Source organism: Kitasatospora sp. NBC_01539, from assembly GCF_045040525.1.
Classification (GTDB): Bacteria; Actinomycetota; Actinomycetes; order Streptomycetales; family Streptomycetaceae; genus Kitasatospora.
Genome location: NZ_CP109390.1, coordinates 88,461 through 110,597 on the forward strand (window position 1 = coordinate 88,461; position 22,137 = coordinate 110,597).

19 protein-coding genes and 1 pseudogene are annotated in these 22,137 nt (G+C 74.3%); 4 read left to right on the top strand and 16 right to left on the bottom strand.

What is annotated here, in order from left to right:
* Positions 1-51: 51 nt before the first annotated feature.
* The 5 genes from OG335_RS00405 to OG335_RS00425 all read right to left on the bottom strand — a co-directional run bounded on the left by OG335_RS00405 (position 52) and on the right by OG335_RS00425 (position 6,299).
* The gene (locus tag OG335_RS00405; RefSeq protein ID WP_405008939.1) at positions 52-1,191 is read right to left on the bottom strand and encodes a Rieske 2Fe-2S domain-containing protein; all 1,140 of its coding nucleotides are present in this window, start codon (positions 1,189-1,191) and stop codon (positions 52-54) included.
* A 349-nt stretch (positions 1,192-1,540) separates the two neighbouring features.
* A complete protein-coding gene (locus OG335_RS00410; protein WP_405008938.1) occupies positions 1,541-2,611 on the bottom strand; it encodes a glycoside hydrolase family 43 protein in 1,071 nt (356 codons plus the stop codon).
* Between the two features lie 450 nt (positions 2,612-3,061).
* Positions 3,062-3,328: a hypothetical protein gene (locus OG335_RS00415; RefSeq protein ID WP_405008937.1), complete on the bottom strand. Its 267-nt coding sequence runs from the start codon at positions 3,326-3,328 to the stop codon at positions 3,062-3,064.
* A 436-nt stretch (positions 3,329-3,764) separates the two neighbouring features.
* Positions 3,765-5,057: a chitinase gene (locus OG335_RS00420; RefSeq protein ID WP_405008936.1), complete on the bottom strand. Its 1,293-nt coding sequence runs from the start codon at positions 5,055-5,057 to the stop codon at positions 3,765-3,767.
* A 363-nt stretch (positions 5,058-5,420) separates the two neighbouring features.
* Positions 5,421-6,299, bottom strand: coding sequence for a GyrI-like domain-containing protein (locus OG335_RS00425; protein ID WP_405008935.1), 879 nt, complete (start codon positions 6,297-6,299; stop codon positions 5,421-5,423).
* 196 nt (positions 6,300-6,495) lie between these two features.
* Here OG335_RS00425 and OG335_RS00430 point away from each other — a divergent pair, with 196 nt between their 5' ends.
* Complete coding sequence (locus tag OG335_RS00430) at positions 6,496-7,104, top strand: hypothetical protein (RefSeq protein WP_405008934.1); 609 nt, start codon at positions 6,496-6,498, stop codon at positions 7,102-7,104.
* A gap of 316 nt (positions 7,105-7,420) precedes the next feature.
* Here OG335_RS00430 and OG335_RS00435 read toward each other — a convergent pair whose 3' ends face one another.
* From OG335_RS00435 to OG335_RS00485, 11 genes and pseudogenes are all read right to left on the bottom strand, one after another.
* Positions 7,421-8,467, bottom strand: a complete 1,047-nt coding sequence (locus OG335_RS00435; protein WP_405015275.1) for a pectinesterase family protein — start codon at positions 8,465-8,467, stop codon at positions 7,421-7,423.
* Positions 8,459-9,796 (bottom strand): annotated as a pseudogene (locus OG335_RS00440) (polysaccharide lyase family 1 protein); the annotation flags it as partial. The gene OG335_RS00435 and the pseudogene OG335_RS00440, both read right to left, overlap by 9 nt.
* 94 nt (positions 9,797-9,890) lie before the next feature.
* Positions 9,891-10,205, bottom strand: a complete 315-nt coding sequence (locus OG335_RS00445; protein ID WP_405008933.1) for a hypothetical protein — start codon at positions 10,203-10,205, stop codon at positions 9,891-9,893.
* Positions 10,206-10,290: 85 nt separating this feature from the next.
* Positions 10,291-11,031 (bottom strand): class I SAM-dependent methyltransferase, encoded by a 741-nt coding sequence (locus OG335_RS00450; protein WP_405008932.1) that lies wholly within the window; start codon positions 11,029-11,031, stop codon positions 10,291-10,293.
* A gap of 43 nt (positions 11,032-11,074) precedes the next feature.
* The gene (locus OG335_RS00455; RefSeq protein WP_405008931.1) at positions 11,075-12,304 is read right to left on the bottom strand and encodes a hypothetical protein; all 1,230 of its coding nucleotides are present in this window, start codon (positions 12,302-12,304) and stop codon (positions 11,075-11,077) included.
* Entirely contained in the window at positions 12,301-12,609 is a 309-nt protein-coding gene (locus OG335_RS00460; RefSeq protein ID WP_405008930.1) for an acyl carrier protein, read from the bottom strand. Before OG335_RS00460 ends, OG335_RS00455 begins: the two co-directional genes overlap by 4 nt.
* Entirely contained in the window at positions 12,582-13,211 is a 630-nt protein-coding gene (locus OG335_RS00465) for a holo-ACP synthase (protein WP_405008929.1), read from the bottom strand. Before OG335_RS00465 ends, OG335_RS00460 begins: the two co-directional genes overlap by 28 nt.
* Positions 13,190-14,257, bottom strand: a complete 1,068-nt coding sequence (locus OG335_RS00470) for an NAD(P)H-dependent flavin oxidoreductase (protein ID WP_405008928.1) — start codon at positions 14,255-14,257, stop codon at positions 13,190-13,192. The genes OG335_RS00465 and OG335_RS00470 overlap by 22 nt, the downstream gene beginning before the upstream one ends.
* Positions 14,244-15,104, bottom strand: a complete 861-nt coding sequence (locus OG335_RS00475; protein WP_405008927.1) for an aminoacyl--tRNA ligase-related protein — start codon at positions 15,102-15,104, stop codon at positions 14,244-14,246. The genes OG335_RS00470 and OG335_RS00475 overlap by 14 nt, the downstream gene beginning before the upstream one ends.
* 83 nt (positions 15,105-15,187) lie before the next feature.
* On the bottom strand, positions 15,188-16,081 hold the full coding sequence (locus OG335_RS00480) for a diiron oxygenase (protein WP_405008926.1): 894 nt from the start codon (positions 16,079-16,081) through the stop codon (positions 15,188-15,190).
* A 120-nt stretch (positions 16,082-16,201) separates the two neighbouring features.
* On the bottom strand, positions 16,202-17,653 hold the full coding sequence (locus OG335_RS00485; protein WP_405008925.1) for a condensation domain-containing protein: 1,452 nt from the start codon (positions 17,651-17,653) through the stop codon (positions 16,202-16,204).
* Between the two features lie 664 nt (positions 17,654-18,317).
* On the opposite strand from OG335_RS00485, the gene OG335_RS00490 reads away from it, so the two are divergent.
* The 3 genes from OG335_RS00490 to OG335_RS00500 are packed head-to-tail and all read left to right on the top strand — an operon-like array spanning position 18,318 to position 22,020.
* Positions 18,318-19,913 (top strand): ATP-binding cassette domain-containing protein, encoded by a 1,596-nt coding sequence (locus OG335_RS00490; RefSeq protein WP_405008953.1) that lies wholly within the window; start codon positions 18,318-18,320, stop codon positions 19,911-19,913.
* Positions 19,805-20,200: an ATP-binding cassette domain-containing protein gene (locus OG335_RS00495; RefSeq protein ID WP_405008954.1), complete on the top strand. Its 396-nt coding sequence runs from the start codon at positions 19,805-19,807 to the stop codon at positions 20,198-20,200. Before OG335_RS00490 ends, OG335_RS00495 begins: the two co-directional genes overlap by 109 nt.
* Positions 20,197-22,020 carry an ATP-binding cassette domain-containing protein gene (locus OG335_RS00500; RefSeq protein WP_405008923.1) on the top strand — a complete coding sequence of 608 codons (1,824 nt, stop codon included), beginning with the start codon at positions 20,197-20,199 and terminating at the stop codon, positions 22,018-22,020. The genes OG335_RS00495 and OG335_RS00500 overlap by 4 nt, the downstream gene beginning before the upstream one ends.
* Positions 22,021-22,137: the final 117 nt, after the last annotated feature.

Here is a 22,137-nt window from a genome sequence, read left to right on the forward strand (position 1 = left end):
GGCCCCGGGCGCGGAGGCGCCGGATCGCGCGGGCGGCCCCGGCCCGCGGGGCTACGCCTCGGCGCGGACGGCTTCGGGGCCGAGAGGCACCCCGTTGGAGCGCAGGACGTCGCGAACGTCGAGGATCAGCGGGAACACCTCGTGGTTGCGGTCCTCGCCCTGCTCGTCCCAGGCCCGCTGCTCGGCCTCGACCGCCGTCCGGTCCTGGGCGAAGACCCGCTCGGTGAAGCGCCGGATCAGCGGCCACGCCAGGTGGATCACGCCGGGCACCGGCGGCTTCGCGATCATCAGCAGGCCGTAGGCGTGGCAGGTGCGCTGCTCCGCGTCCTCCGGCACGTAAGCCGCCCAGAGGGAGAACGCCGGGAGGTCGGCACCCTCGGGAACGTCCTGGAGGGTCTGGTACGGGTACTCGGTGCGGATGGTGACGACGTCGGGCCTCTCCCGTCCGCCGATCCCCTCGGCGGACAGGAGGCCGGCTCCGCGGTCCTTCCTGCCGCCGGCGGGGACGAAGAGGTAACGGGCCTCGACGGACCGCGGACCGCTCTCGTAGCCGAGGAGTTCGGGCTGGATCCTGCCCAGCACGCCCCGGTGCAGGAACTGGTGGTTCATGTCGAGCAGGTTCTCGTGCATGAACGAGTAGTGGCACCGCACGGTGCGGGAGAAGGTCATCGTCCGGTGCGAGGCCGCGTCGTACTGCGGCAGCACGGGGAACGGCGCCGTCTCGGCCTTCGCCGGGTCGCCGGGGAAGACGAACACCAGGCCGTATGCCTCACGGACCGGGTACGACCGCACGCCGCGCGGCGGCCGCTCGCACCCCTTGGGCAGGTACGGGATCTGCGAGATGTGGCCGTTCCCGCGGTAGGCCCAGGCGTGGTAGCAGCAGCGCAGCACGTCGCCCTCCACGACGCCCATGCTCAGCGGCACCTGGCGGTGGGCGCAGCGGTCCTCCAGGGCGTAGACCCGGCCGCTCCGGCCGCGGTAGAGCGCGATCCGCTCACCGGCGAAGACGGCGGCGAAGGTGCGCCCCTTGGCGACCTTCCGGGCGACGGCCACGGGATACCAGAAGTCCGGGTCGATCCCGATGCGTCGCAGGTCGGTGACGGCGTCGCCGCGGTCGTTCACCCGCCGCGGCGGGAGCCCCGGCGTTCCGCCGACGGGGTGCCGGTCCGTTCCGGGTCGGGCGTCGGTCATCTCCTGCTCCCTTGCGCTCGGGCCGGGAGGACGCAGCCGCACCGGTCGCCGGGTGTCCGGGATGCGCGTGCGCGGCGCGGCCGGGAGGCCCGCCGCCGGGCCGCGCGGGCGGCCGTCGATCGGCGGGCGCTCCCCGCGGCATCGCGTCGATCCGGCATCCCGGGGGCCGGGGGCGATCCGCCGGCCGCGTGGGACTTCCACCTCCCCACGGTGACCGCGGGCCGCAGGAACGGCAACCGCGGCAGTCCGCGGCCCGCGCCGGGGTGTCCGGCCGGGCCGGCCCCGGCACCGCACCCACCCGGGGACGGCCGCGCACAGCCGCGGTCGGGCCCGGACGGACCACTGCCGCCTACTCGAAGAACTTCAGGCTCCAGCCGGTGTCCGTGGTCGGACCGGGGACGTTGGCGCGGCTGTAGGTGGTGTTGCCCCACCAGGCGAAGGTGCCGGTGTACCAGTACCGGTTCGCCCACGCGTAGGGCGTGCCCTTCGGGACGGCGTGGAACATCAGCGGGAACGCCGGGCCGGCGGGCGGGCTCGTGCCGATGTCGCCGTTCAGCAGCACGAAGCTGTGGTGGCCGGGACCGTCGACGTGCAGCGTCGGATCCCAACCGGCCATCATCGTCGAGCGGTTGGAGCCGAAGAGGCAGCCGTTGGACTTGTACCAGTCCCACACGTACGTCGGGTCGCCGCCCGCCCGGAGCCTCAGGTCGGCCAGGCAGTACTGGTCGCTCCAACTTCCGTTCGCGGAGTAGGTGATGTGCAGTTGCCCGTTCGGGTCCCTGATGGGCTCGGGCCCTTCGTTGATGAACGGGTTGCCGACCACGCGCTCCCAGCCCTCCCGTGGCTGCGAGATGACGTACCGCGCGCCGGTCGGCGCGGTCGGGCCGTTCATCCGCGCGATGTAGAGGTTCTGCTCGACGTCGGTGGTGCCGGCCCAGCCCGACCACACGAACCAGCGCTGCCCGTTGAAGGTGAACATGCTCCCGTCGATGGCCCACCGGTCGTCCGGCAGCGCCAGCTTCGTCTCGGCGGTGTAGCCACTGTCGGGGGCGGCGGAGCTGATGACGTACATCCGGTGGGCCGCGCCGCGTCCGGCCGTGAAGTAGATGTAGTAGCGACCGCCGTCCGTCACGATCTCCGGGGCCCAGACCTCACCGCGGCCGGCGGTGTCCGACCACACCTGCCGGGCGGGCGCCGAGGCCAGTCCGGCGGTCGACGAGGCCTGCCGCACGGCGATCCCGCCGTTGGCCGACTGCACCGACACGTACGTGCCGCCGACCCGGAGCACGCTCGGGTCCGCGGCCCGCAGGCCGGTCTGGCCCGCCCCGGCGGGCTCGGCGAACGACACGGACAGCACGGCGGCGAGCACGCCCGAGAGCACGGCGGCGGCGACACCGGAGAGACGGCGGGAGAGCTTCATGGTCCCCGATCCTTCGTCGGTCCTCGGCATCGGCTCCGCGCCGCCGTGCCGCCGGCCGACCGCGCCGCCGGGGAACCCGGGCACGGGGACGACGTCTGCTCAGGACCGCATCGCAGAGGGCGGGGAGGCGCCCCGGCCCGACGTCGGCCTGCCGCTTCCGGCCGGCTTTTACATCGATGGAAGAGCGCTCTCGCAGCATCCCGATCAGCGCTGGGCATGTCAATACTTTCGGCGGCCGCGCCCCCGGCATCCGTGCCGCGGCACACACGCCGGCGCCCCCAGCGGCACCCACCCGAGACGATGCGGGACCGCCGTGGACCACCGAGTCGGGGGCCGGGGCCCGGGCCGCCCATCGGTGACCGCATCCGTCAGGACAATCGACGACCCCTGCCACGTCACCGCCCTCACGGTGCTCCCGCGGTCGATCCGGGGCAGCGGCGGCGCGCCGCCCTAACCCCTGCCGCCTGCTCCTATGGCGGACGACAGGTCTTCGGCGGACCCCACCGGGCAGAGCCTGCCGTTGCGGAGGGCGGCGAATATCGACACCTGGTCCGACCACTCGATGACCAGGCGGTCGTTGCCGCGTACGTAGCAGTTGCGGCCCCACACACTGCCGCGCCCCGCGAGCTCCGGGAAGCCGGCCGTCCCGGGGGACAGCACACGCGACCAGCCGGCTCGCTCGATCTCAAGATCCCAGAAGCCCGGGCCAGCAATCATGAGTACCTCCTTCCGGATGCACGATACCTGCACATCCCGGGCCGATTCCGGACACGTCCGGCTGCCGGCCCTCCGCCCCGGAACGCCGGGCCCGTGACGGCGGCCCCGGCCGGCCCTCCGGTGCACCGCCGCCCGCGCTCCGGGTCGTCCGGGCCCCAGCCCGCCCGCGGTGACCTGCCCGCCCGCGGCAGGTCCCGTCGAGGTCCGGTGGGCGGTGCGCATCCCCCGGTGGGACGGGCAGGGGCACACCGGTGTCCGCCCATGACCTCGGCCGCGGGCCGCCGGCGATCCCGGCCGTTCGGGGACCGCTCCCGCACCGCGGTCGTCCTCGACGCCGTCGTGCGCCCCCTCGCCCCGGCGCGGGGAGGCGCCGTCATGACGACGTGGACCGGCCCCCGGGGTTGCCGGGGGCCGGTCCACGCTCAGGGTGTCGGGGTCAGCAGGGGCCGTCGTCGGCCCAGACGCCCCACTGGCCGCTGGCCGTCGGAACCTCGTTCAGGGTCCACCACTTGGCGTGGTAGTTGTGGCCCTGGTACGAGACCTTGTTGCCGTTGGTGTAGGTCGTGGTGGCGCTCCACGCGGGCTGGGTGCAGGTGCCGGAGGTCGGGCTGGGGCTCGGGCTGCCCGGCGGGGGGCTGGTCGGCGGCGTCGTGGGCGGCGTGGTGGGCGGCGTCGCCCCGGCGAAGCGGACGGTGAACTTCGTGAAGTCCCAGTCGTTCTGGGCCACGCTGGAGCACGAGCCGGAGAGCCCGGGGTCGACCGTGCCGGCGCACTGGCGGTCGCGGTTGACGGACCAGTAGGTGTAGCGCGCCAGCTTGTGCGCGGTGGCGAAGTCGAGGACGGTCTGGAAGTCGGCCTGCCGGAAGTACTCGGCGGCGTCCGTCCGTCCGTTCATCAGGGAGACGCCCTCGTGGGCGTACGCGGTGGCCTCGTTCCAGCCGAAGGTGGTCTGCAGGATCTGGTTGAACTTCACCAGCGCGTCGGTCTGCGCGGCGGCGCCGTTGAACCCGCCGTCGAACGGCATGATCGAGTAGTTGTTCGGGGTGAAACCCTGGGACTTGGCCTCGTTCAGCATCTGGGTGCCGAACCAGCCGGTGCCCGCGTTGGTGCCGGCCGTGGTGATCGAGATGTACAGACCGGGGTTGTCGCGCTGAAGGATCTTCGCGGCGCCGATCTCGTTGTGGATGGCCGCCGTGTTCTCGTACTCGGGCTCCTCCAGGTCGAAGTCGATCGCCTTGAGCGCGTACTTGGTGATCACCTTCTGGTAGCCGGCCGCGGTCGCCTCCGGGCTGCCGCAGCTCTGGCCGAGCTTGTTGCCGCCGTAGCCGCCGATGGAGACCGAGACGTCGCCGCCCTTGCTGCGGATCTTCTGGATCACGGCGGGCATGACCGTGTCGGTGTCGATCGAGGAGGTGCCGCCCCAGGCCGGCTTACAGCCGCCCGAGTCCAGGATGAACGCCAGCTGGAAGGCCTTCTGGCCGGTCGCGTCCATCACCGCGGCCGCGTCCGGCGGACTGTTGTCCTCGGGCATCAGGTACGGGGCCGAGGCGTACCAGTTGCTGCCCAGGGCGTCGGTGGCGGCGACTGCGGCGAGCGCGTCGTTGCCGGCGGTCAGGGCGGCGACGCCGCCGGCCAGCAGGCCGAGGGCGGCGGTGACGCCGACGGCCACGGCACCGCGGCGCCGGCGGTGCCGACCGGGTGCGGAGGTGCGGAGCGGGGTGCGTTCCATGGGGGAACCTCTCCGGGCATGGGTGTACGGGGCCGCCCGAAAGCGGGAGCCGGGGACGGATGACGACGAACGCAGGAGCGCGGTGCGGGACTTCGGCCCGGACGCGGACCGGCCTGCTCCATAAAATGGACTGGACCACCTACGGGGGTCAAGGGCCCGGCGAAGGCTTGGGGTTCTCTTAAGGTCCGGAACGGAATCCCGGCACGATCAGCAACTCACCTGCACGTTCCGCACGGCGGCTCGCACCCCGCCCTCCGCCACTCCGCCCGTGCCGCCAGCGCCCCCGCACCCCCGCGCCGCCCGCACCCCGCTCCTCCGCTCCTCCGCTCCTCCGCTCCTCCGCTCCTCCGCCGCGGGCGTCCGTCAGACCGGTGCCCGGTCCACGGGGATCCACAGCTGCGCGTCCGCCTCCGACCAGTCCTCGGTGGGCCGGGTCCGCAGGATCTCGGGCCCGGGCCGGGTGACGTACGGGTTGGACGGGAACCACTCGGTGAAGACGTCGCGCCACAGGTACTGCAGCGCGGCCGGGAAGGGGCCGTGGTTCTCGAAGACGGCCCAGGTGCCGGCCGGGACGCTGAGCACGTCGAGGCCCTCCAGGTCGTCGTCCGTCGCGGCGCCGGACGTCACCGCCGCGTGGTAGTAGTCGAGTTCGGCTCCCTCCTCGCGGCTGCCGGTGAGATGGACGACCGCCGAGACGATCCCGTCCGGGTCCTGGTCGGAGAGCGCGGCGATCCGCCCGAGGGTCTCCGGCTCGATGCTTCTGATGAGGACGGCGATGTGCGGGTTCGCCCCCTCGTGCACGAGCGGCACCCGGGCCGTCCGGCCGACGACCCTGAACTCCGCCTTCTCCACGATCCGGTACTGCATGGTGGTGCTCCCTTCGACGACGAGGCGGAAGGACATCCGGGGCTGGGACCGCAGGGCGGCGCCGGTGCGGCGCGCCTCGCCCGGGCCGATGCCGTGCACTCCGCGGAACGCACGGCCGAACGCCTCCGCCGACGTGTAGCCGTAGCGCAGCGCGATCTCCAGCAGCGTCCGTTCCCCGGCGAGTACCTCGGCCCCGGCGACGGTCATGCGGCGCCGTCGGACGTACTCCGACAGCGGCAGCCCGGCCAGGGCGGAGAACATCCGCCGCAGGTGGTACTCCGAGGTCAGCGCGGTGCGGGCCAGGTCGGCGACGTCGATCGTCCCGTCGAGGTGCTCCTCGATCGACGCCATCGCCTGGTTGAGTCGGTCCAGCAAGCCCGGTCTCCTTCCTTCTGTTCGTCCACCGTAGGGAGGGTCCACCCTGCCCGACCCGACCAACCGTGCCCGCTTCGGTCGGGTACCCGCCGCGGCGCGCCCTGCCGGGCCGGACGTCGGGTCGGACACCGGGCCGTGTCGAGCCGTACCTCGGGCCGCGCCTCGCGCTGTCGGTGGCCGCCTCTAGGGTCGTTGCATGAGTTCCTCCCTGAGTGTCTATCTGCTGGACACGGCCGCCACCCGCGCCCTGGTCGGATCCGGCGACGAGCAGCTGCTCGAAGCGGTCCGCACGGGCTTCGGCCGCGACCTGGCCCGCGACGACAGCTACTTCGGCCACGAGATCGGTGAGGGCGCCCCCACCGCCTACGAGGCACTCCGCGCCGTCGTCCACGGCGGCCCCTTCTCCGACCGCGAGGACCACGCCTTCCAGTACGGCTACGCCTACAAGCGGCTGTGCGCGCTCACCGGCGCGTTCCTGGACAACTCCTCGTTCACCCCGCACCGGGGCGACTGGCTGTCGGTGGTCGACCAGGGGCTGAAGGCCCTGCACATCACCGCCGTCTCCGTCGAGGACTTCAGCCTCGGCTGCGCGCCGTCCCCCCTGCCCTACACGTTCACACCGGGCTGCGGCGAGTGGACCCCCACCATGATCGAAAAGGCCCTGGAGCAGTTCGAGGCCACCAAGCGGGCGGACCACGCCCCGCCGCTGGAGCCCGCCGTCGCCGACGCGGTCATGCAGTGCCTCGACTGGATGCGGGCCGCACAGGAGCACCCCGGCCTCGGCATCATCGGCTTCCGTTCCTGAGCCGCCCCTCGACGTCGCCCGCCTCCATGGACGCAGAAGGCGAGCGACGTCGAGGGACGGTCCGTGCGGCCGGAGCGGCCGGGGAGAGGCGGTTGACACAGGTCGGGGCGCCCGGCTGGAAGCCGTTCTTCGCGACCCGGCTGCCGCCCGTCAAACGTCCCTGGTACCGGTTCTTCCGACGGACGCCACGCGGCGGGAGCGCTTCAGCGTCAGCGGCAGACCAGGCCGGACGGCGGAGGGGCGCGCGGGGACCGGCGCCGGACCCTGCGCCCCGTGGTCGGGGTCGGGGTCGGGGTCGGGGTCGGGGTCGGGGTCGTCAGCCCACCGGGTTCCAGCCGTCGGTGCCGGCGAGGTAGCGGCGGGCGGTGTACACGGCGGCCTGGTCGGCGGTGAGCTGCGGCCGGTCGGCGTTCACGGTAGCGCCGGCGCCGGTGTTGGCGTACTCGGCGAAGCGGGCGGACTTCCAGGAGAAGCCGCTCATGTCCGTCCAGGGGCCCGCCGTCTTCACGGCGGCGGGCAGCGCGGTGTTGCGGATGACGAGCTGGCCGACGGCGTTCGCGGACGGGTGCCACGGGCGGCCGAGGTAGAAGGTGTTCGCCTTGGCCGGGCTGTTGATCGTGCTGTCCGTGACGAGGATCCCGTACGGCTTCGAGGCGTCGGTGTTGGGCGCGGACAGGTATCCGTTGTTGCCGCCTGCGGCGGCACCGCGGTCGCGGAGGGTGATGTTCACGCGGTCGTAGACGGCGGTGGCGTTGCCGAAGACGAAGTCCACGTCGCCGGCGACGAAGGAGTTGCGGAAGTACTGCCGGTACTGGCCGGTGGCGGACGGCGCCCAGTTCAGGACGGTGTCCTGGTGGCCGATGAAGCGGGAGTTGACGTACTGCTGGCGGTCGCCGCGGGCGGCGAGGGCCACCGCCTGGGTGGCGGTGATCTCGGGGTGGGCGGAACGCTCGAAGGTGTTCTGGACGGTGACCCCGGTCAGCAGGGTGTCGTTCGCGGTGACGGTGACGGTGGCGCTGCCCTCGGTGCCGAACGTCGACCCGTCGGCCTTCTTCGTGCCGGCCGCGTTGTCGTACGTGACGACGACGTCCTCGGCGTTGCCGGTGGCGCCCTTCAGGGTCAAACCCTTCTTCGCCGTCGGCACGTTCACCACCTCGCGGTAGGTGCCCTTGGCGATGAGCACGGTGTCACCGGACACGGCCGCGTCCACCGCCGACTGCACCGTGCGGTACGCGGCCGAGCCGTCCGCGGCGACGGCGAGCGTACGGCCCGCGGCCACGGCAACCGAGGGGGACGCGGCGACGGTGGCCCTGGCGCTCGCCGACGGGGTGGCGGTGCCGATCGCGCCGGTGTCGGTGAGCACCCCGGCACCGGCCTTGGCCCTGAGGGCGGCGGGCAGTCCGGCGGCGGAGCGCTCCAGGCCGGCGGTCAGCGTCGGCGTCCAGCCGACGGAGGTCTTGATCTTCTTGGAGTTGACGGCGTTGTAGGCGGCGACCAGGTCGGTGGCGGTGCCGTTCACGAGGTTGCCGCTGCCTGCGACCGCGCCCGTGCCGTCGCCGCTCAGCAGCTGCGAGGCCTTCCGGCCGGAGGCGAGCTTCCAGTAGTTGTGCTCGGCCACGATCTGGGCGCCGGCCCGGGAGTTGATGCTGTAGGAGTGCTGGTAGCCGTCGAGCGGCGTGGTGTCGTAGTAGTTGTCGTACAGGTGGATCTGGCCGACCCGGGCCAGCGGCGCGCGCTGGACGATGCCCCGGAACACGTTGTGGTGCAGGGTGACCCGCAGCTTGGTGTCCTTGTCGCTACTGCCGATCAGCATCGTCTTGTCGTGGTCGGTGAACGTGTTGTACTCGACGGTGACGAGGTCGGAGGCGTTGGTGATGTCGAGCGCGCCGTCGTGCACCTGGTACTCGCGGCCGAAGTACGACGGGTTGGCGGCATCGTGGTGCGGGGCGTCGGAGAACGTGTTGTGGTCGGCCCAGACGTGGGTGGAGCCGCGGAGGCTGACGGCGTCGTAGGCGGAGTTCCAGTTGCCGGTGGAGCCGTCGGTCGGGTCCCACTGCGGGAAGCAGTCGCGGACGTCGGTGAACGCCAGGTTGCGGATGATCACGTTGTCCGCGTTCTTCACGGTCAGGTTGCCGCCGGTGATCCCCGCGCCCGTGCCCGGCACGCCGACGATCGTGGTCCGCGACGGCACGTTCAGCACCACCCGGGCCGCCTGCTTCGCCTGGGCGGCACTGCGCGCGCTCTCCTGGCCGCCCGAGGGCACCGTGGACCGGCCCCACACGGCGGGGTCGTACGCCTTGAGGTAAGCGGTCAGCGAGTAGCCGGTGCCCGCCGCGTAGTCGGCGCAGGTCAGCGGCTTGCCCGCGTCGTCGGTGTTGGCGTCGACGACGCCCTTCACCCGGATGATCCGCGGCGCGTCGGCCGGGCCGGCCTTCAACGCCTTCACGAGTTCCGCGCGGGTGGAGACGGTGAAGACGTGCGCGGCGTCGGCGTCGCGGCCGCCGGTGGTGCCGGAGCCGCTCGCGGCCCAGCCGTCCTTCGCCGGCAGCACGGCGTGGGCGAGGTCGGTGGCGGCGGCGTCTGCGTTCATGACCAGCGGCACGGCGCCGAGGCCGGCCGCGGCCACGGCGGCGGCGCCGATCAGGGCGAGACGTCGGCGACCGGTGGGGCGGCGGTGCGGGGAAGCGGGCATGCCGGGTGCTCCTTGGGGTGAGGTGTACTGTTCACCCCTCGGTCGCCGCCGGGGACGGGAAGGTTGCCGCCGGTCCGGAGAAGGGTCGCGGACCTCACGGGCCGACAACTCCGTAGCTCCGGAGCCCTGGTCCGGCTAACCTCTCCTCATGCCGCCGGACCACCCCCTCCTCCGTGAGACGTACCCCGGCCTTGTCGCGGAGCTGACCACCCTCCTGGAGCGGGAGGGCGAACGCGAACTGGCCGTCTGTGCGTGGGACCTCCGCCTGGTCGATGCGTGCGGCTGCGGCGACGACTTCTGCCAGAGCATCCGCACCGCCGAGCACCGGCCGGGCCACCCCTACGGGGAGGGCCACCGGTGCGTCGCGCTGCTGCCCGAACACGGCATGCTGAACCTCGACGTCGTGCACGGGCGGATCATGTACGTCGAGATCCTCGACCACCCTCCGCTGCAACGCCGGGACGGCGCACCGGCGGCCTCCGCCCGCGGCCGCCTCAGGCCAGGACCAGCAGGTCCATCCAGCTGGTCGCCGGCTCGGCGGGGTCCGCCGCGGCGGCGGCGCGCAACCGCTCCATGCCCGCCTCGAACTGCGCATCGTCGAGCGCCTTGAGCTTGGAGTCGGCGCCGCGGCGGATCCGCCGGGCGAACTCGGCGAGCGTGGGGGCGTTCTGCTGCGGCAGTGCGTCCAGCGACACGCGGGCGAAGCCGGCCTCGGCGAACGCCGCGCAGAGCCGGTCGACGGTCGGGTAGTCGTCGATCCCGTCGGCGGTCTCCGGGAAGAAGCGCACCCGCAGGTCGCGGCCGTACCGGCCCGGGAAGGCGTTGCGGACGAGCACCGGCGCGCCGGGCCGCAGGGCGCGCCGGAGTTCGCGGGCGGTCGCCCCCAGGTCCGACAGGTGGTGCACCACCGAACCGAGCCAGGCCGCGTCGGCGCAGCCGTCCGGCACCGGCAGGGCCTCGCCGCGCCCGTCGAACACCTCGACGCCCCCGCCGACCGGGATGAGGGCGCGCATCGCCTCGGCGGGTTCGACGGCCAGCACCCGCACGCCGTACCAGTCGCGGAACGCGGTGGCGAAGGCGCCGGTGCCGGCCCCGACGTCGAGCACCGTCATGCCGGGCTTGAGCCGGGCGGCCTCGCCGATCGCGGTGCGCCAGGCCGTCAGGCCGTCGCGCGGGATCTCGCGTGCGAGGCGGTACTCCTCGGCGGCGCGGGTGTCGTGCGGAACTGCTGCCATGTGTCATCCTCCGTGGTGTCGAGGGCCGTTCGGGTCCGGTCCGTCACGTGAGCGCCGCCAGGACCTCGGCGACGCACCGGTCGGCGCCGGTCGCGCCACCGGCGGTGTCCCGGCCGTCGGCAGTCTCCCGGCCGTCGGCGGTGTCCTCGCCGAGCACGGCGTAGAACAGCCAGCCGCGCGGCGGGACGAGCGTCGACGCGGCGAGCGGCAGGATGCCCGGGCGGCCGCCGACGGCGAGTCGGCCGCGTTCCGCCAGCGCCTGGACGAACCGTTCGAAGAACCGCTCGTCGCCGACCTTGACGAAGGCCATGCGCAGCGGCGCGCCGAGGTGCAGGGCGATCAGGCCCGGGGAGAGCCGCGCGTTGACCTCCAGCACGGGCACCAGGGTGCCGTCGGCCGTGGTCATCGAGTCGACGGTCAGCGGGCCGTGGTAGCCCTCGGCGGCGGCCGCCGCGGCGACCTTCTCCACGGTCTCGCGGTAGCCCGCGCGGTCCAGGCGGTGCATCAGCTCGGCGGTGACCGGCCCGGAGCCGCGGAAGGAGTGCCCCTCGTTGACGAGCCGGCGCACCCCCAGCCACCGTGTGCCGCCGTCCGGGGCGACGACCAGGTGCGCGGCGAAGTCGTCGCCGCGCTCGTACAGCGGCTGCACGACGAGTTCCAGGCCGTCCTGCGGGAGGCGTTCGAGGCCGCGCCGCACGAGGGCGAGCCGGGCCGGCGAGTCGACCACCCTGTTGCCCTGCCCGGCGACGCCGTACGGGTCCTTGAGGACGCAGGGCACGGTGGCCGCCTCGTCGAGTTCGGCCAGGGTGGTGACGACGCGTCCGGAGCCGGGCAGGCCGAGCAGGGTCGACCAGGTCTTGGAGTTGACCCGCCGCACGGCGTCCGGGTCCGGCAGGGTGCCGGCGAGGCCGAGCCGCCGGGCGGCCTCGTGCGTGCCGGGCACCACGGCGTACGGCTGCGCGGCAGCGCCCTCCAGGCCAGGCAGGCCGTGCTCGGCGAGCCGCTGTTCGACGGGCAGGTCCGCCGGGCCGGGGGCGGTGACGTGGCGCGCGCCGAACCCGGCCTCCCGCATGACCTCGGCGAAGGCGGCGGGCGCGCGGTGGCGGGTCACCAGCACGTCGTCGGGTCCGCACAGCACGGCGAGGAGTTCGTCCATGCCGCCGAGCAGCAGCTCGGCGTGGGGGTCGCGCAGGGCGGGCAGCGCCGCCTGCCCGGTCGGCCGCCAGAGGCGCTCGGCGTCGCAGCTGCCGAACCGGACGGCGGCGGCGCTCACCGGCCCGCCGGCTGCGGCACGTCGGCGGCACCGGCACCGGCACCGGCTGTGACGCCGGATGCGGATGCGGCTGCCGCTGCGGTGCCGGCCAGGAACCGCTCCTGGATGCGGGTGAGGGTGCGGAAGTCGTCGATGCTGACCTCCTGCAGGTCGATGACCTCGCCGGACAGGCTCTCCAGGAGGTAGATGAACTCCAGGAAGTCCAGCGAGTCGATCAGCCGGCCCTCGATGAGGTCCTCGTCGCGGGTGATCTCGCGGTCGAGTTCGGGGTTCTTGCTCAGGATCCACTCGGCGATCTGCTGCATGACGGCTCCTCCGGTGCGGGTCGTGGGTCGGGGTCGGGCAGGGGGTCGGTGTCGGGGTCGGGCAGGGGTGCGAGGGGATCGGGGGCCGGGACCGGGCGGCTGCCGACGGCGACGGCCAGCGCCCACTCCCCCTCGTGGGTGATGCTCAGCGACCAGTGGTCGATGCCGCTGCTGCGGAGCTCGGCCAGCGCTCCGGCCGCGGGGCGGGCCAGCGGTGCGCCGCCCGGGGCACGCAGCACCTCGATGTCCCTGGTGAGCACGAGGCGACTGCGCGGCGCCAGCAGCTTGATGAACGCCTCCTTCGCGGCGATCCGTCCGGCCAGGGTGGCGGCCCGGCCTCCGCGGACCACGGCGAGCTCGGCCTGCTCGCGCTCGGTGAAGTGGTCGGCCAGCCAGCGCGCGCCGTGGCGCTCGGCGAGCGCGCGGACCCGCGGGATGTGCACCAGGTCGACGCCGACCCTGGGCGCGACGGCCCTCGCACCCCGGCCGACCGCGCCCGGGGTGACCGCGCCCGGGCCGACCAGGCGGTCCAGCATCGCGTGCAGCGTCCGGTCGGCGGGCACGGTGTCCCAGGACGCCGTCACCGGGCGGGGGACGCGCACGCGGCCAGCGCCTGCCGGTACTCGGCGCGGAAGCGGGCGACCACCACGGCGGCGGGCTCGATCGCGGTCACCCGCCCGCAGCCCAGGCCCGCGTACCGGGCCATCTCGTCGACCCGGCCGTCGGCCTCGACGGTCGGCGCGGCGGCCGACCCCCGGGGCACCGGACGGCGGGCGCCCATCACGGTCGTCCAGGCGACGAACGTGGCGGGCGGCGGCTCGGCCGCCTCCGTGACGGGGCTGCGCAGCACCCGGTGCGACCGTCCGGGCCAGCCGATGGAGAAGCGTTCGGTGACCACGGTGTCGCCGGGGCCGGCCCCGACCAGTGCCCGCTTGTAGGCGTCGTGCGCCGCGGACTCGGCGGTGGCGACGAACGCCGTGCCGCACAGCGCGCCGTTCGCCCCGGCGCGCAGCGCCTCGACCAGGTCGGCGCCGGTGGCGACGGCGCCGGCGACGAACACCGGGGGTGCCAGGTCGTAGGCGGCGAGCAGGTCGGCGGTGGAGCCGCCGCCCAGGTGGTGGCCGCCCGCCTCGACGCCCTGCAGCACGATCGCGTGGGCGCCGAGGTCGGCGGCGGCCGCGGCGTCGGCGGCGGTGCCGACCTGCACGAGCAGCCGGTGGCCGGCCGCCAGGACCTCGCGGACGTGCTGCTCGGGCGGCAGGCCGTAGCTGTTGAGCAGCAGCGGCCGGTCGGCGGTCTCCATCAGGGCCCGCACCTGCTCGGCGAGCACCCGGCCGGCGACCTCGGGGATGACGTTGACCCCGAAGCCACGGCCGGTGCGGCGGGCGGTGTCGGCGATCAGGGCGGCGCTCTGCGGGCCGTCGCTGCGGTACAGCGCGACGGTGCCGAGGGCGCCGGCGTCGCTGACGGCCGCGGCGAGGGCCGGGGAGGCGATCCCGCCCATGCCGGCCTGGACGAGCGGCAGGTCGGTGCCGAGGGCCCGGCAGCCCCGGGCGGCGGCCTCGGCCGGAGCGGGAACGGCGGCAAGAACCGGAGCCGGGGTCTGGATCTGGGTCTGGGTCGGGTCAGCCGGGTCAGCCGCGGACATCGAGGACCCGCTCCAGGGCGCGCTCCGGCGTGCCGTGCGCGAGCACCATGGCGTGCACCCAGCGCTCCACGCCGAAGGCGGTGCAACTGCTGTGCGCGACCGACCCGTCGGAGGTGATGCCGAGCCGCTCGCCGAAGAAGTTGCGGTGCCGGTTGACGGAGGCGATGGCGGTGCCGTCGGTGGCGACGAACTCGTACTTGACCGGGTCGAGCGCCATCAGCTTGGCGCGCGAGCCCGTCCGGTCGTAGAAGGGGTCGTTGGCGGGCTGGTAGGTCAGCGGGACGCCGAGCCGCTCGGCGAGGTCGTCGATGAACGTCCGGGAGGCGGCGAGGTGGTCGCGGGCGCCGTCGGCGGTGCCGAGGTACAGCACCTCGCGCATGTGGAAGCCCCACAGGCGGCGCAGGCCGTCGTAGTGGTCCTCGTTGCGGAAGCACCGGCCGATCGCGGTGAGCCGCAGGTCGTCGCCGACCTCCTGCCCGGCGAGGGAGAGCAGCAGGCCGTAGCAGGTGGCGGAGGGCAGCAGGTAGCCGGTCGGCTGCACGGGCTGGTCGGCGACGGCGCGGCCGGCCGCGAGCGCGTCGACGGCGTCCTCGGGGAAGCGGGCGGCGGCGACGCCCAGGTGCGGGAAGTTGCGGAAGTAGTCGAGCGAGGCGAGGCCGTCGGCGGGGAGCAGCGGCGGGCCGACGACGCCGGGGGCGCCGAGCAGGTCGGCGAGGCCGGTGAAGAGGCCGTCGAGCTCGTGCAGCAGCGCGGCGCGGGCGGGTTCGAGCACGACCAGGCCGGGTCCGGGGTTCCGGAGGGTGACGGAGCCGTCGAGGAGTGCGGGGGCGGCGGTGCGCGGTGCCATGGGGTGACCTTCGTCCGGTGGGGCGAGCAGGGGCGCGTCGGCGGGAACGCGGGGTGCGGTGCGGTGCGGTGCGGTGCGGCGGGTCAGCCGGCGGTCGGGGCGAGGAGGCCGATGCGGCGGTAGAAGGCGGTGGTGCGCTGGGCGATGGCCTCGTGCACGGCCGTCCGTGCGGGGTCGGCGAGCAGCCGGGTGCGGAACGCGAACGGGTCGGCGATGCCGGCGTCGCGGTACACGTCGACGCTGTACAGCTGCTGGATCGAGGTGGCGATGTACTTCTCGACGTACTGCCGGGCGAGGCCGTTCTCCCGCTCGTCGCCGGCCTCCTGAAGGCGCGCCCAGAGCGCGCGGACGAGCTGCGCGCCGAACGCGATGTGGCGGGACTCGTCCTGGTGGTGCACGCGGTTGATGGCGCGGATGGTCTCGGGCAGCGCGGTGTCGGCGGCCATCCTGCTGTTGAAGTGGTCGACGATCTGCTCGAAGATCAGGATGCGGCTGAAGACGATGAAGTTGTCGAGCAGCGCGGAGTGCTTCTCGGTGGAGAAGGCCATGGCCCGGTTCGGGTAGAGCTTGCCGCCGTAGCGCAGGCAGAACTCGGCGAAGAACCACATGTGTTCGTTCTCCTCGCCGAGGAAGTGGTGGAAGAACGGGGTGGGGATCTCGTAGCCGGGGGCGTGGATGCGCTGCACGACCTCCTGGAGGAGCTCGCGGATGCCGTGCACGTTGAGGCTGTAGAAGTTGACGCTCTCCCACTTGGCCAGCGCCAGGTACTGCTCGCGCGTGAGGTCGGCCGCGGCGGCGGTGCCGTGCACCGTCATCAGGTCCTCGCTCATCCAGAGCGCGCCCTCGGGGATCGCGTCGGGCCAGTCGAAGGTCTGGTACGGGTTGTAGTAGTCGTTCTCGGCGGCGGCGGTGAGGCGCTGCACCGCGGTGGCGACCTCGTCGTCCCACACGGGCTGGGGGTTGGTGGCGGTCGTCATGGGTCCTCCGTGGCTCGTGCGGCGGTGCGGGGCAGGGCGGCAGGGTGGGTCGGGCATGGCGGCGGGGCACGCGGCGGCGGGACGCGTGCGATGGCGGGGCCGGGGCGTCCGTCGGGCGGGTCAGCCCGTCGGGATCGCGTAGCCGTCGAGGTCGACCGGGCCGAGGGCGGCGTCCACGAGCAGGCGTTCGAAGGCGAGCAGCACGCGCTCGATCGCGGGCCGCGGGACGAGCCGGGTGTCGGCCATCAGGTGCAGCAGGCAGCTGCCGGGGTCGTAGGCGGTGTGCACGAAGAAGACCGCGTCCTGGCGCTCCCACGCGCCGACGAACGTGACCTCGCTCTTCCCGGCGAGGGCGCGCAGCGCCTCCGGGGAGTCACCGGTGTCGGGCAGGTCGGACCAGCGGTCGTGCATCCGCTTGTCGTTGAAGAAGGAGCCGAGTTCGAGGCGTCCGCCGGCGGCCTCGCGGGCCTCGGCGAGCACGTCGTCCATGGCCAGCGGGTCGTACTGGGCGAAGCGGTAGGCGTTCATGCCGGCGAGGAAGGTGCGGCGCACGGCGTCGTCGAAGGTGCCGCTGCCGACGTCGAGGGCGAAGAGGGCGTTCTCGGCCATGGCGGCGACCAGGTGGCGGCTGCGGTCGTCGTGCCGGTTGACGGCGATCAGCTGCAGGGCGACGATGCCGTGGCCGGTGCAGGCACCGAGCACGGCGGCGGTCGCGGCGAGGAGGACGGTGCCGGTGCTGACCTGGCAGCGGTCGGCGATGCGGGTGGCCGCCACGGCGAGTGCCGGGGAGTCGAGCCGCAGCCGGACGAACCGCTCGGCGTCGGCACCCGCGGTGCCGGTGGTCCCGGCCCCGGCCCCGGCCGCTGACCCGGGATCGGCCTCGGTTCCGGTTTCGGTTTCGCCCTCGGTTTCGACGACCGCCGGGAACATCGCGGCCGGGACACTGCGCAGGGTGCGGCGCCAGTACTCCAGCGACGCCGCGCCGCGGGCCGCGCCGATGCCCTCGGTCTCGTGACGCGCCTGGTCGAGCGGCTGCCACGCGGGCACGGGGCCGACGCGGCCGGCCAGCAGTTCGCGGAGGTCGGCGAGCGCCTCCCGGACACCCGAGAAGTCGGCGCCGAGGTGCGAGAAGACGAGTGCCAGGTGGGCGGGGCGGCCCCGGTCGAGGACCAGGCTGCAGCGCACCGGCCATTCGGTGTCGTGCCGGAAGGCGCGGCCGGCGAGCTCCCGCGCGAGGTCGGCGGCGACGGTCGCCGGGTCCGCCGCCGAGGTGTCCAGCACGGGCACGGGCAGGGCGCCTTCGGCGTCGACCTCCTGGGTGGGTCCCCGGTCGTCGTCGTGGAAGCGGGTGCGCAGCACCTCGTGGCGGAGCACCAGCAGGCCCACGGCCGCCGTGACCTGGTCGTACGTCAGTCCGTCGGGCAGGTCGAGGGTGCGGCTGATGTTGAAGTAGTGGGCGCCCTCGTCGAGCCACTTGATGGACTTCCAGATCGCTCGCTGGCCCCACGTCATGGGCGCACTTCCGGCGCGGCCTCCGTGGAAGTCCGCCGAGCCGGCGGGTCGGGTTTCCATGCGTTCCTCTCGCTGCGACGCCGCGCCGGTGCGGGCGGGCGGTCGGGTGGGCGGGGAGCCGGCGCGGCCGCAGTCGGGGTCGCCGCTGCCGGGGTCGCCGCTGTCGGCGCGGGGGAAGGAGAAGGAGGGAGTCTGCGCGGCCGCGGACACGCGGGCCTGCGGGCGGCGGGCCTCCCCGCAGGCGCCGCAGCCGGGGCTGTGCCGGACCGCGGGCGGGGGTGCCGCTCGACGGATCGGACGGCGCCCCGGGTTCGCGGACGGGCAGGTACGGGCGCCGGCCTCGATGCCGGCACTCTCCTGGTCCGCGCTGGTCCGCGGGGCGCGGGCCGTGGCGGGAACGGGTGATTCCCGTACCGACCGCCTCGGCCGATGCAGGACGCTAGCGACTCGACCCTTGAATTGTCCAGACCAATCCACTGGGTGGATCAGAACTCTCAGGCAGTGTCCAGGAAACAGGAGATGACGGGGGGATGAATTCCTTGACGCACGAATTGGTCTGGGCCAGACTCGGGGCGGCCCGCCGCCGGCCGGGACAGCGCCGTCCGCCGCCGGCCCCGCGCCCACCCCTCCACGACCGTCCTCGCACCGCGGCCCGCACACGCCCGGGCACCGGACCGCACGGGGCTGCGCACCCACCCGTCACTCCAGCCCAGGGGGCTTCAGCGTGCCACCCGCACCTCCCGTCCCGGCCGCCGGGCCGCTCGGCCGCCGCCTCCGGCGCTGGGCGGACTTCGCCCGGCTGCTGCGCCACGTCCACCCCGGCCTGCTCGCCGCCGCCCTGCTGCTGCACACGGCGGTCGGCCTGCTGCCGATCGTCTTCATCGCCTGGACGAGCCGGCTCATCGCCCGCGTGCCGGCCGCCCTGGACGGCGGCGGCTGGGCCGTCCTCGGGCTCGCCCCGCTGCTGGCCGTCGCCGCGTTCGTCGTCCAGCAGTTGCTCACCCCGTTCCAGTCCGCGCTCGGCGAGCTGATCATCCGCCAGGTCGACGGCGCCTGCATCGCCCGGCTGATGGACTGTGCCCTGACCGGTCTGCCGATCGCCGACCTGGAGCACCAGGACGTCCTCGACGTGCTCTCCGACGCCCGCGGCGGATTCGAGCGTGCCACCCCCACCCCAGGCGACGCCGCGGCGGGCGCGGTCGCCCTGACCGCCCGTTACGCGCAGTTGCTCGGGGCGTCCGTGATGGTCGGCCTCGTGCTCGGCCCGGCGGCCGGCGCCCTGGTGGCCGGCACCGCGCTGGTGATCCGCTTCGGCCAGCGGGGCTCGCTCGACCGGTTCGGCGCCCTGCGCGGGTCGCTCGCCGGACGGCGCCGCCGCCTCGCCTACCTGCGCCGGACGGCCGGCGGCCTCGGCATGGCCAAGGAGATCCGGATGCTCGGGCTGCTGCCCTGGCTGCGGGAGCGCCACAGCGCCGAAGCCCGCGGCTACCTCGACCCGCTGTGGGCGGGCCGACGGCGCCTGCTGTTCGGCCCGTTCGTCGGGCTCGCCGCGGTCGGGCTGCTCGGCGGCGGCACCACCCTGCTGCTGATCGGCCGCGGCGGCACCGACGGCACGCTCTCGCTCCTCCAGGTCTCGGTCGCGCTCCAGGCGGTGCTGATCCCGCTGCGGTTCGGCGTGTACTTCCCCGAGAGCGACGTGCAGACCCGCGACGGGCTGGCCGCGTTCGAGGCGATCGGCCGGCTGGAGGAGCGCGCCGCCGAACACCGGGCCGCCGACGAGGCCGCCGCCACCGCCACCACCGTGCCGGACGGCGCGATCCGCTTCGAGAACGTCTCCTTCCGCTACCCGGGAGGCGGCCGGACGATCATCGACGGCCTCGACCTGGAGCTGGCCCCCGGCCGCTCCACCGCGATCGTCGGACTCAACGGCGCCGGCAAGACCACCCTCGTGAAACTGCTCGCCCGACTGCACGAACCCACCTCGGGACGGCTGACCGCCGGCGGCACCGACCTCGCCGCCCTGCCGGCCGCCGCCTGGCACCGCCGCATCGCGGTGATCTTCCAGGACTTCACCCGCTACCAGCTCACCGCGGCGGAGAACATCGGCATCGGCCGGCCCGAACTCCTCGCCGACCCGGAGGCACTGCTCGCGGCCGCCGGGCGCGCGGGCGCCCGGGAACTCGTCGAGGGCCTCCCCGCGGACTGGAGACCGTGCTCAGCGCCCAGTACGAGGACGGCACCGACCTCTCCGGCGGCCAGTGGCAGCGGATCGCCCTCGCCCGGGCCCTCCTCTCGGTCGGCGCCGGCGCCTCCCTGCTGATCCTCGACGAGCCCACCGCCCAGCTCGACGTCCGGGCGGAGGCCGCGTTCTTCGACCGCTTCCTCGACACGACGCGCGGCGTGACCAGCGTGATCATCGCGCACCGCTTCTCCAGCGTCCGCCGGGCCGACCGCATCGTCGTCCTCGCCGACGGCCGGGTCGCCGAGTCGGGCACCCACGACGAGCTGATGGCCCTCGACGGCCGCTACGCCGAGCTGTTCCGGATCCAGGCGGAACGCTTCACCGAGCAGGAGGACCTCACCATGACCGCGGGCGGCCCCCGATGACCACCCTGCTCCTGGCGGTCCGCCGCCTGCTGCGCCTCGCCGTGCTCTGCGACGCCCGGCGGCTGACCCGCGCCGTCGCGCTGATGACGATCGGCTACCTCGCCACCCCGCTCATCGCCGTCTGCCTCAAGTCGCTGACCACCGCGGCCGTCGCCCGCTCCGCGAGCACCGCCACCTGGCTCGCGCTCACCACCGCGCTGCTGCTCGTCCTCGAACTGATGATGACGCACTTCGCGCACCTCTCCTACTTCGAGCTCGGCGAGCTGGAGGAGCTCGCCCTGCAGAACGAGGTCATCGGGCTCGCGCACGGCACCGCCGGGCTGGAGGACCTCGACCGGCCCGGGTGGGCCGACACCCTGGCCCTCGTCCGCGAGGAACTGCCGCGCACCCGCGGCTCGCTGGAGGCCGTCCTGCAGCTCGGCGGCGTGGCCCTCCAACTCGGCGTCACCGCCGTGCTGCTGGGGATGCTCAGCCCGTGGCTGGTGCTGCTGCCCGCAGCAGCCGTCGTACCGGTCGCCGCCGGCAACCGGGCCCAGCGGCTCGTCGAGCGCGCCAAGGAGGCGACGGCTCCCGGCATCCGGCTCGGCCGCCACCTGCTGGAGGCCGCCACCACCCAGGCGTCCGCCCGGGAGATCCGGCTGGCCGGCGCCGAGGCCGTCCTGATCGGGCGCCACCGGCGGACCTGGCGGCGGGCCGACACGGCCCTGCGCCGCGCCCACCTCACGGCGGCCCTGCTGCGGGCCGCCGGACAGCTCGTCTTCGCGGCAGGCTACGGCGCGGCGATCTTCGTGGTGGCCCGGCAGGCCGTCGACGGCGGCGCGGGGCTGGGCGACGTCATCCTGGTCATCGCCCTGGCGGCGCAGATCAGCCTCCAGGTGTCGACCGCCCTCGGCCTGCTGACCGTCCTTCAGGGCGCGGGCCGCACCCTCCAGCGGCTGGCCGACCTCACCGGGCCGTCCGCGCACGCCGCACCGCCCGCGCCCACTGGGGCCGAAGCAGACACCGGGGCCGAAGCCGACACCGGGGCGGCCGGGCCGCCGGCCGGGCTCACCCACGGCATCCGGCTGGAGAACGTCTCCTTCCGCTACCCGGGCAGCGACCGGCCGATCCTCGACGACATCACCCTGGACATCCCCGCGGGCAGCGCGCTCGCCCTGGTCGGCGAGAACGGCGCCGGCAAGAGCACCCTGGTCAAACTCCTCTGCGGCCTCTACCGGCCCACCTCCGGCCGGATCCTCGTCGACGGCGTCGACCTCGCCGCGTACGGGCCCGCATGGCAGCGCCGGGCCGCCACGCTGTTCCAGGACTTCGCCCGGCTGGAGCTGCGACTGCGCGACAACGTGGGCATCGGCGACCTCGACCGGCTCGGCGACGACGAGGCGATCCACGCCGCACTGGCCTCCGCGGAGGCCGGGCCCATCACCGGACTCGTACCCGGCGGCCTGGACGGGCTCCTCGGCCGCAGCTACGGCGACGGCGCCGAACTCTCCGGCGGCCAGTGGCAGAAGCTCGGGCTGGCCCGCGCCCTGCTGCGCCGCCGCCCGCTGCTGGTCGCCCTGGACGAACCGGCCTCCGCCCTGGACGCCACCGCCGAGCACGCCCTCTTCGAACGCTTCGCCGACCTCGCCGCCGAGGCCCGCGCCGGGTCCGGCGCCGTCACCCTGCTGGTCTCGCACCGGTTCTCGACCGTCCGGATGGCCGACCGGATCGTCGTCCTCGAACACGGCCGGATCCGCGAGAGCGGCAACCACGCCGACCTGGTCGCCGCCGACGGGCTGTACGCGGAGCTGTACGACCTGCAGGCGCGCGTGTACCACTGAGACACCTGCCGGCGACCCCGCTGACCGGCGGACGGTCCGCGGCCGGCGCGCCACCTGCCCTGCTATCGTCCGGATTGTCCAACTGTCCTCCGGCGCGGCCGAGTCCACGGCCGGGTC